Origin of the sequence: Magnetospirillum sp. SS-4 (assembly GCF_902729425.1) — a bacterium.
GTDB lineage: Bacteria > Pseudomonadota > Alphaproteobacteria > Rhodospirillales > Magnetospirillaceae > Phaeospirillum.
Genome location: NZ_CACVCH010000092.1, coordinates 198,026 through 207,038, shown reverse-complemented (window position 1 = coordinate 207,038; position 9,013 = coordinate 198,026). Strand labels below are relative to the sequence as shown.

General features: G+C 66.7%; 9 protein-coding genes. 7 read left to right on the top strand and 2 right to left on the bottom strand.

Going from position 1 to position 9,013, the window contains the following annotated elements; all coding sequences use genetic code 11:
- Positions 1 to 71: 71 nt before the first annotated feature.
- A complete protein-coding gene (locus MTBSS4_RS17110) occupies positions 72 to 674 on the bottom strand; it encodes a UbiX family flavin prenyltransferase (RefSeq protein WP_173984601.1) in 603 nt (200 codons plus the stop codon).
- A gap of 114 nt (positions 675 to 788) precedes the next feature.
- Between MTBSS4_RS17110 and MTBSS4_RS17105 the strand changes: the two genes are divergently transcribed.
- From MTBSS4_RS17105 to rocD, 4 genes are all read left to right on the top strand, one after another.
- On the top strand, positions 789 to 962 hold the full coding sequence (locus MTBSS4_RS17105) for a YdcH family protein (RefSeq protein WP_173984600.1): 174 nt from the start codon (positions 789 to 791) through the stop codon (positions 960 to 962).
- Positions 963 to 1,165: 203 nt separating this feature from the next.
- Positions 1,166 to 3,160, top strand: coding sequence for a propionyl-CoA synthetase (locus MTBSS4_RS17100; RefSeq protein ID WP_256367421.1), 1,995 nt, complete (start codon positions 1,166 to 1,168; stop codon positions 3,158 to 3,160).
- 163 nt (positions 3,161 to 3,323) lie between these two features.
- A complete protein-coding gene (locus MTBSS4_RS17095; RefSeq protein WP_173984598.1) occupies positions 3,324 to 4,184 on the top strand; it encodes an arginase in 861 nt (286 codons plus the stop codon).
- Entirely contained in the window at positions 4,181 to 5,386 is a 1,206-nt protein-coding gene (gene rocD / locus MTBSS4_RS17090; RefSeq protein ID WP_173984597.1) for an ornithine--oxo-acid transaminase, read from the top strand. The genes MTBSS4_RS17095 and rocD overlap by 4 nt, the downstream gene beginning before the upstream one ends.
- Here the strand turns inward: rocD and MTBSS4_RS17085 are convergent.
- Complete coding sequence (locus tag MTBSS4_RS17085) at positions 5,316 to 5,921, bottom strand: pseudouridine synthase (RefSeq protein WP_173984596.1); 606 nt, start codon at positions 5,919 to 5,921, stop codon at positions 5,316 to 5,318. The two genes, rocD and MTBSS4_RS17085, sit on opposite strands and share 71 nt — an antisense overlap.
- 37 nt (positions 5,922 to 5,958) lie before the next feature.
- Here MTBSS4_RS17085 and MTBSS4_RS17080 point away from each other — a divergent pair, with 37 nt between their 5' ends.
- The 3 genes from MTBSS4_RS17080 to MTBSS4_RS22530 all read left to right on the top strand — a co-directional run bounded on the left by MTBSS4_RS17080 (position 5,959) and on the right by MTBSS4_RS22530 (position 9,009).
- Complete coding sequence (locus MTBSS4_RS17080) at positions 5,959 to 6,729, top strand: RNA methyltransferase (RefSeq protein ID WP_173984595.1); 771 nt, start codon at positions 5,959 to 5,961, stop codon at positions 6,727 to 6,729.
- A 43-nt stretch (positions 6,730 to 6,772) separates the two neighbouring features.
- Positions 6,773 to 7,093, top strand: a complete 321-nt coding sequence (locus tag MTBSS4_RS17075; protein WP_173984594.1) for a peptidylprolyl isomerase — start codon at positions 6,773 to 6,775, stop codon at positions 7,091 to 7,093.
- Between the two features lie 116 nt (positions 7,094 to 7,209).
- Entirely contained in the window at positions 7,210 to 9,009 is a 1,800-nt protein-coding gene (locus MTBSS4_RS22530) for a CHASE domain-containing protein (RefSeq protein WP_254432624.1), read from the top strand.
- The last annotated feature ends 4 nt before the right edge of the window (positions 9,010 to 9,013 follow it).

Sequence of the window (9,013 nt, the reverse complement as noted above, 5' to 3'; positions counted from 1 at the left end):
AGCTACCAACGGTGGCCGATAAGGCCACAGTATTGGAAATACAATAATTAGAAGACGGTGATATGGTGGCGCTATTCGCCCCAGCGGCGAATGGTGCCGCAATCCAGTCCGAACAAGTCGAGCATGCGGCCGGCGGTGTGTTCCACCATCTCGTCCAGGCTGGCGGGACGGGCGTAGAACCCCGGCACCGGCGGAGCGATCACCGCCCCCATCTCCGACAGGCTCAACATGGTGCGGATATGGCCGGAATGCAGCGGCGTCTCGCGCACCATCAGCACCAGCCGGCGACGCTCCTTCAAGGCGACGTCGGCGGCGCGGGTCAACAGCGAGGAGGTGACCCCGGTGGCAATCTCGCTCATGGTGCGGATCGAGCACGGCGCCACGATCATCCCCATGGCGGGAAACGAGCCCGAGGCCGGGGCGGCGCCGATATCCTCGGCCTTGTGCCAGATTGCGGCCAGGGCGCGGACATCGGCCAGCTTGATGTCGCTTTCGTGGGCCAGGGTGATCTCGGCGGCCCGGCTCATCACCAGATGGGATTCAACTCCGAGGCGGCGCAGCATCTCCAGGATTCGAATGCCATAGATGATCCCCGAGGCCCCACTGATTCCCACGATCAGGCGTTGCGGCGGCACGGTCACGGCGGGGAGTCCTGCATGGGAATAATCCTTCATCGAATCGACATCAAACCTTAGCCCAGGTGGCGGTCCAGGGCAATTTCCCTGCTGACAACCGGCCATTCTCAGGAATAAACTTTCAAGATCACCTACCCAGGAGGGAGGATACTGATGAGCCTTCATGACCGTATCGAGTCCTTGAAAGCCAAGCACGCTGCCATTGAATCGGACATTGAATCCCAGATTCGCAGCCTCAATCCCGACACCGCCCGCATCAATGACCTGAAACGCAAGAAATTGCGGATCAAGGACGAATTGTCGCGCATCACGTCCACGCACCACTGACGCTTTCGGCGACGCGGCGCGGGAGGCCGCCCGGGTTCCTCGCGCCGCCTAGTCCCGTCCGGTCGCCGCCCCTACCCGTTTAAGCGGAGCGGGGATGTAACATCCTTTGCCAATCCGTCGCGCAGAGCGCGGAACCACTGGCTTCCTCCCCGTCCAAACGACCTTTGCAATATTAGCTGTTTTGCGGCATTCTCCCCACTCGTATGGAGGGGCGGCCACCCGCTTGCGCGCGTTCAACGTCCCCCGATCAAAGAGTGGCAAAGCAGAGGAACCTGTCCGACATGACCAACCCATACCAGCAAGCCTACGACAGATCACTGAAGGACCCGACCGGTTTCTGGGGCGAGGCGGCCCAGAGCGTCCATTGGTACAAGACCTGGGACAAGGTCCTCGACGATTCCAACAAACCGTTCTACCGCTGGTTCGTCGGCGCGGAGACCAATACCTGCTACAATGCGGTCGACCGCCATGTGAAGGACGGCCGCGGCAAGCAGGCCGCCATCATCTACGACAGCCCGGTCACCAACACCGGCCGCACCATCAGCTACGACGACCTGCTGGATCAGGTGTCGCGCCTGGCCGGCGCCATGGCCGCGCTCGGCGTCGGCAAGGGCGACCGCGTCCTGCTCTACATGCCCATGATCCCCGAGGCGGTGATCGGCATGCTGGCGGTGGCGCGCCTGGGCGCCATCCATTCCGTGGTGTTCGGCGGCTTCGCGCCGTCCGAGCTGGCGGTGCGCATCAACGACGCCCAGCCCAAGCTGATCCTGTCGGCGTCGTGCGGCATCGAGGGCTCGAAGGTGCTGCCCTACAAGCCCATGCTGGACGAGGCCATCGCCATGTCCGAGCACAAGCCCGGCCACACCATCATGTACCAGCGCCCGCAGGCCAGGGCGGAAATGACCGCCGGCCGCGACCTGGATTGGGAAGAGGCGGCGGCCAAGGCCAAGCCGGCCGATTGCGTGCCGGTCAAGGCCACCGATCCGCTCTACATCCTCTACACCTCGGGCACCACCGGCCAGCCCAAGGGCGTGGTCCGCGACAACGGCGGCCACATGGTGGCGCTGCTGTGGTCCATGAAATACGTCTACGACATCAAGCCGGGCGAGGTGTTCTGGGCGGCGTCCGACGTGGGCTGGGTGGTCGGGCATTCCTACATCTGCTACGGCCCGCTGCTGAACGGCAGCACCACCGTGGTCTACGAGGGCAAGCCGGTCGGAACCCCCGACGCCGGCGCCTTCTGGCGCATGATCAGCCAGCACAAGATCGCCTCGCTGTTCACGGCGCCCACCGCGTTTCGCGCCATCAAGCGGGAAGACCCCAATGCCGAGCTTCTGAAGAAGTACGACATGACCGGCTTCCGCGCCCTGTTCCTGGCCGGCGAGCGCTCCGACCCCGACACCATCAACTGGGCGGTCACCAACCTGAAGGTTCCGGTGGTCGATCACTGGTGGCAGACCGAGACCGGCTGGGCCATCGCCGCCAACTGCCTCGGCCTGCACGAATTCCCCATCAAGCCGGGCTCGCCCACCAAGCCGGTTCCCGGCTGGGGCCTGGAAGTGCTGGACGAGGGGCATCAGCCCTGCGAGGCCGGCAAGGTCGGCTCGCTGGTGGTGCGGCTGCCGTTGCCGCCCGGCGCCCTGCTGACCCTGTGGAACGCCGATCAGCGCTGCGTCGACGCCTATTATTCCGAGTTCCCCGGCTGCTACAAGACCGCCGATGCTGGCATGATCGACGAGGACGGCTACGCCTATGTCATGAGCCGCACCGACGACATCATCAACGTCGCCGGCCACCGCCTGTCCACCGGCGGCATGGAGGAAGTGCTGGCCAGCCATCCCGACGTGGCGGAATGCGCCGTGATCGGCGTGGCCGACCAGTTGAAGGGCCAGTTGCCGCTGGGCTTCATCTGCCTCAAGGCCGGCGTCACCAAGAGCCACGACCAGGTCATCGCCGAGGTGGTGAAGCTGGTGCGCGAGAAGATCGGCCCGGTGGCCGCCTTCAAGACCTGCACCGTGGTCAACCGCCTGCCCAAGACCCGCTCGGGCAAGATCCTGCGCGGCACCATGCAGAAGATCGCCGACAATCAGGAATTCAAGATGCCGGCGACCATCGACGATCCCGCCATCCTGGACGAGATCGAGCAATCGCTGGAAGGCGTCGGCTACGCCAAGGCCCGCAAGGAGCCGGTGGAGTAACCCTCGCCCGCCACGGCGGCGATGCCGCACGGCCCCCGAAGCGATTCGGGGGCCGTCGACTTTTCCGGACCTCCGTCCACCCGAGGCCATAATTCCTCCGTCCCCTCTCGCCAAGCCGCCTCCGCCCCCACAGATATAAGGGGAAGCAGCATCGGAGGCCGCCATGACCGGCGGGAACCGCGACAGCATCATCATCGCCGTCGGCTGCGGGCACGGCGCCCGCGACCGGGGCTGCGCCGATGGTCCCGCCGCCCTGCGCCGCCCGGCCGCCGATGCCGCCATTCCCTGGATCGACATCGCCGTCACCGCCCCCCCGGGCCGCTCCGCCGACATGGTGGTGGCCGATGTCTGTGACCGCCTCGCCCGCCGGGTCGAAAGCGAATGCCGGCGGGGCCGCTTCCCCGTCGTTATCGGCGGCGATCATTCCATCGCGGTCGGCACCTGGACCGGCATGCGGCGTGCCCCGGCCGGCGTCACCGGCTTCCGGCTGGTGTGGATCGACGCCCACATGGATTGCCATGTCCCCCAGACCAGCCCGTCGTCCGCCCTGCACGGCATGCCGGTGGCGTGCCTGATGGGAGAGTGCCACCCGAGGCTGACGGCGGCCGCCTGCCCCTGTCCCGTCTTCGCCCCCGGCTGCATCCGGCTGGTGGGAGTGCGCAGCTTCGAGCCGGAGGAAGTGGTGCTGGCCGCCCGGATGGGGGTCGCCGTCACCCACATGGCCGAGATCGAGCGACAAGGCCTGGCCCGCGTGCTGGCCGAGGCGGCCGGCGACGGCCCGTTCGGAATCAGCCTGGATCTCGACGCCGTCGATCCGCTGGACGCCCCCGGCGTCGGCAGCCCGGTGGAGGGCGGCATCCGCGGCGACGCCCTGCTGGCCGCGCTGACGCCGCTGCTGGCCTCGCCCCGCTGCCTGGGCCTGGAGATCGCCGAATACAATCCAAACCATGACATCGACCGCCGCACCGCCCGACTGGTGGAAGCCCTGATCGGCGCGGCGACAGCCACGGGAGCCCAGCCATGAGCAATACCATCGCCCTGGAACGCAAATGGTGCGCCAACAACTACCATCCCCTGCCCATCGTCCTGGTCAAGGGACTGGGCGCCGAGGTGTGGGACGAGGACGGCCGGCGCTACATCGACATGATGGGATGCTACTCCGCCGTCAGCTTCGGCCATTCCCATCCCCGCATCGTCAAGGCCCTGACCGAGCAGGCCGGGCGGCTGGCGGTGGTGTCTCGCGCCTACCACACCCGGCCGCTGGGCCGCTTCCTGGAGCGGGCGTGCCGCATGACCGGCATGGATGGCGCCCTACCCATGAATACCGGCGCCGAGGCGGTGGAAACCGCCCTGAAGGCGGCCCGCAAATGGGCCTACACCGTCAAGAAGGTGCCGCCGGGACAGGCCCGCGTCATCTCGGCCGCCGGCAATTTCCACGGCCGCACCATCGCCATCGTCGGCATGTCTACCGTCGGACAGTACCGCGACGGGTTCGGACCTTATCCCGGCGGCTTCGTTTCCGTTCCATTCGGAGACGCCGATGCCCTGGAGCGGGCGATCACGCCCGATACCGCCGCCTTTCTGGTGGAACCCATCCAGGGCGAGGGCGGCATCATCGTGCCACCGCCCGGCTATCTCGCCCGTTGCCGCGACATCTGCACCGCCCGCAACGTGCTGCTGATCGCCGACGAGGTCCAGACCGGCCTGGGCCGCACCGGCCGGGTGCTGGCCTGCGAACACGATGGCGTCAGGCCGGACGCCGTCACCCTGGGCAAGGCGCTGGGCGGCGGGATGCTGCCGGTTTCGCTGTTCCTGGCCCGCCGCGACGTCATCGACGTGTTCCGGCCCGGCGATCACGGCAGCACCTTCGGCGGCAATCCGCTGGCCGCCGCCGTCGGATTCGAGGCGCTGGGGGTGCTGGAGGACGAAAGGCTGAGCCAGCGCGCCGCCGATCTGGGCACCTGGCTGATGGAGCGTCTTCACAGCCTCGCCAGCCCCCTGATCCAAGATATCCGGGGACGCGGCCTGTTCATCGGCATCGAGTTTGATCCGGCCCGCATCGGCGCCAATGACGTCTGTCTCGGACTGGCGGCCAGGGGAGTCCTGACCAAGGACACCCACCGCAACACCATCCGATTCGCCCCGCCGCTGGTGATCAGCCGCGACCAGTTGGCCGAGGCGGTCGAGGCCTTGCGGCTGGTGCTGGACGAACGGATGGCGGCGTGATCTCCCGCCATTGGCCGGGGGCGAGGCCGTCAAGGGTCCACTCCCCCACCGCCCGGCGAATCAGGCGCAAGGTCGGAAAGCCGATGGCGGCGGTCATGCGGCGAACCTGCCGGTTGCGGCCCTCGCGCAGGACCAGTTCGATCCAGGCGGTGGGAATGGCGGCACGGTAGCGGATGGGGGGATCGCGCGGCCACAATCCCTCGGGCTCGGCCATCAGCCGCGCCCCCGCCGGCAAGGTCGGGCCGTCGTTGAGGATCACCCCCCGACGCAACGGTTCAAGGTCGGACTCGGCGGGGCAGCCCTCGACCTGCGCCCAATAGGTCTTGGCCAGCTTGTGGCGGGGATCGCTGATCCGGCGGATCAGCGGGCCGGAATCGGTCAGAACCAGCAGCCCCTCGGAATCGCGGTCCAGCCGGCCAGCGGCATAGACTCCGGGAATGTCGACGTACTTCTTCAGGGTCGCCCGCCCGCCCTCGCGATCGCTGAACTGGGTCAGCACGTCATAGGGCTTGTTGAACAAGATCAGGCGAGTCACAACTCTCTCCCGCGCACCATCACGAATCGGCACAGCAATGGCACGTCCCCCCTTCCGGCACAAGCCGCCCCGCGACAAGGACGATTTCGAGCGGGTCACCGGCCTGCCGGCGGTCAGGGCCCTGTTCGAACACGACCCCAGGCGGGCCGAGCGGCTGTTCTACGACGAGCGCATGAAGGCGTTGGCCGGCGACTTCTGCGCCATGATGGCCAAGGGGCACAAGCCCTACCGCATGGTTTCCACCGAGGAATTGTCCAAGATCGCCGGCACCCAGTTGCACGGCGGCATCGTCGCCATCGCCGCCCCCAAGCCGATCCTGATCTTCGATCCGGCCGAGGCGCGGGCGTGGAAGCGGCCGCTGCTGATCCTGGACGGCATCGGCAACCCCCACAACCTGGGCGCCATCGCCCGCACCATGGCCTTTTTCGGCCTGGAACGCCTGATCGTGTCGGATCACCCGGCCCAGGCCCTGCCGTCCGAGGCTGCCCGCCGGGTCTCGGAAGGCGGCCTGGAATGGCTGGACGTCATCCGTACCCCGAAGCTCCTTCCCGCCCTGAAGCGTCTCAGGGATTCCCACCGGGTCATCGGAACCGCCCTGGGTTCGGGGCGGCCGCTGGCCGAGGCGCTGGCACCCTCGGCAAAGCCCGTGGCGGTCATCCTCGGCAACGAGGAACACGGCCTGCCGCCCGCCACCCTGGCCGCCTGCGACGATGTCGTCACCATTGCCGGCTCGGGCCGGATACAGTCGCTGAATGTGGCCGCCACGGCCGCCATCCTGATTCATGAACTGGTGAAGCAGCGCCAATAAGTCTACATTGGCGCCCCTTCCCAAATTCCTTCGGAGCCTTGCCATGTCGTCCCAGATTCGCGCCGCCCATATCCTGCTGATGTACAAGGGGTCCATGCGCTCCCAGGCCACCCGCTCCAAGGAAGAGGCCCTGGCCGCCATCAACGGAATTCTGGACGAGATCAAGGAAGGCGCCGATTTCGGCCAGATGGCGCGTCAGTATTCCGATTGCCCGTCCTCGGAAGAAGGCGGCGATCTCGGCTTTTTTCCCATGGGCGCCATGGTTCCGGAATTCGATGCCGCCGCCTTCGCCCTGGCGGCCGGAGAGATCAGCGGTGTGGTGGAAACCCCGTTCGGCTTCCACCTGATTCAGCGGACCGACTGATTCCCCCCTCGCCCCCTCACCGGCATAGGTATCTATACCGATAGAGGGGGGATGCCCCTAGCCATCCCCTATCCTTCGGGATAGGATGGCGGGGCCGTCGAGTTCGAGTACCGGGGATGGACAAGCCAGTTTCCAGCAAGGGCATGCGCCTGCTGCATCATCCAGCCACCGCCTGGGTTGTCCTGCTGTGCTCGCTGATCCTGACCATCGCGGCCTGGCACGTCTCCAACGCCTTCGTGCGGGAACTGGCGCGGGACCGCTTTCGTTTCCATGCCCAGGACGTCAGAACCTCCATCGCCCGGCGCATGCAGGCCTATGAAGCGGTGCTGCGTTCGGGCGTAGGCCTGTTCCAGTCGTCGGCGGAAGTGTCCCGCGCCGAATGGCGAGCCTTCGTCGCCACCACCGCCATCGACCGCTATTACCCCGGTATCCAGGGAATCGGCTACAGCGCGGTTGTCCGACCCGAGGAACGACACTCCCATACCGAGGCCATCCGCGCCGAAGGGTTCCCCGGCTATTCCATCCGGCCGCAGGGCGAACGGGACGTCTACACCTCCATCATCTACCTGGAGCCTTTCATCGGCCGCAATCTGCGGGCGTTCGGCTACGACATATTCTCCGAACCGGTGCGGCGCGCCGCCATGGAGCGTGCCCGCGACAGCGGCGAAGCCGCCCTGTCGGGCAAGGTGACGCTGGTCCAGGAAACCGACAGCGACATTCAGCCCGGCTTCCTGCTTTACCTGCCGGTCTACCGCCCGGGCATGCCCATCGACACGGTCGAGCAGCGCCGCGCCGCCATCCGGGGATTCGTCTACAGCCCGTTCCGCGTCAGGGACCTGATGGCCGGCATCCTGGGCGCCGGCATGGGAAAGCTCGACTTCGAGATCCACGACGGCGAAGCGCCGTCGCAAGACAGCCTGATCTTCGACAGCGACCAGGACCAGCTCTGCCAGTTCGGCAAGCACGCCCCCGAACTGTCGGAAACGTCGGTCGTCCGCAACGGCGGCCATGCCTGGACCCTCTACCTCTACGCCCGCGGCAACTACATTTCCGCCGGAGAGGCGCAGCAATCAATGGTTATCGCCGCCGGCGGCCTGACCATCAACATCTTGCTGTTCGCCATCATCGTTTCCATCGCCCGCCAGCGGCAGCGCGCCGAACGGCTGGCCCTGGACATGACCGCCGAACTGCGGCGCAGCCAGGATATCCTGGCGGAAAAGGCCGGAGCCCTGGAACGATCGAACACCGATCTGGAGCAGTTCGCCTATGTGACCTCCCACGACCTCCGCGAACCGCTCAGGATGATCAGCAGCTACCTCACCTTGCTGGAACGTCGCCTTGAGGGCAGCCTCGACGGGGAATGCCGCGAGTTCATCGGCTTCGCCCGGGACGGCGCCCAGCGTCTCGATCATCTGATCTTGGACCTGCTGCAATATTCGCGGATCGGCCGCGCCCCCGATCCCCCGGCCCCGGTCGACCTGGGCGAGGTCGCCGCCGAGGCTGTCGGCAATCTTGGCCCCGCCATCGAGGAGACACGGGGACGGGTCGACGTCGCCGCCCTGCCCCGCGTCGTCGGCAACCGGAGCGAACTGGTCCGGCTGTTCCAGAATCTGATCGGCAACGCCCTCAAGTACCATGCCCCCGACCGTGCCCCGGTGGTTGGAGTTTCCGCGGAGCGCGACGGCGCCTTCTGGCGTCTTGCGGTCACCGATAACGGTCTTGGCATCGACGAAAAGTATTTCGGGCGCATCTTCGGCATCTTCCAGCGCCTGCACGCCCGCGGCACCTTCGAGGGCAACGGCATCGGCCTGTCCGTCTGCAAGAAGATCGTCGAACACCACCAGGGGCGGATCTGGGTCGAATCACGGCCCGGCGAGGGAAGCACGTTCCTGTTCACCCTGCCGGTGACGCCGTGAATTC

Bases quoted from the DNA above. Each gene is read 5' to 3' on its own strand.
- MTBSS4_RS17095 (WP_173984598.1), top strand. From the start codon at position 3,324: ATGACCGGCGGGAACCGCGACAGCATCATCATCGCCGTCGGCTGCGGG.
- MTBSS4_RS22530 (WP_254432624.1), top strand. From the start codon at position 7,210: ATGGACAAGCCAGTTTCCAGCAAGGGCATGCGCCTGCTGCATCATCCA.
- MTBSS4_RS17075 (WP_173984594.1), top strand. From the start codon at position 6,773: ATGTCGTCCCAGATTCGCGCCGCCCATATCCTGCTGATGTACAAGGGG.
- MTBSS4_RS17110 (WP_173984601.1), bottom strand. From the start codon at position 674: ATGAAGGATTATTCCCATGCAGGACTCCCCGCCGTGACCGTGCCGCCG.
- MTBSS4_RS17100 (WP_256367421.1), top strand. From the start codon at position 1,166: ATGGAGGGGCGGCCACCCGCTTGCGCGCGTTCAACGTCCCCCGATCAA.
- MTBSS4_RS17105 (WP_173984600.1), top strand. From the start codon at position 789: ATGAGCCTTCATGACCGTATCGAGTCCTTGAAAGCCAAGCACGCTGCC.
- rocD (WP_173984597.1), top strand. From the start codon at position 4,181: ATGAGCAATACCATCGCCCTGGAACGCAAATGGTGCGCCAACAACTAC.
- MTBSS4_RS17080 (WP_173984595.1), top strand. From the start codon at position 5,959: ATGGCACGTCCCCCCTTCCGGCACAAGCCGCCCCGCGACAAGGACGAT.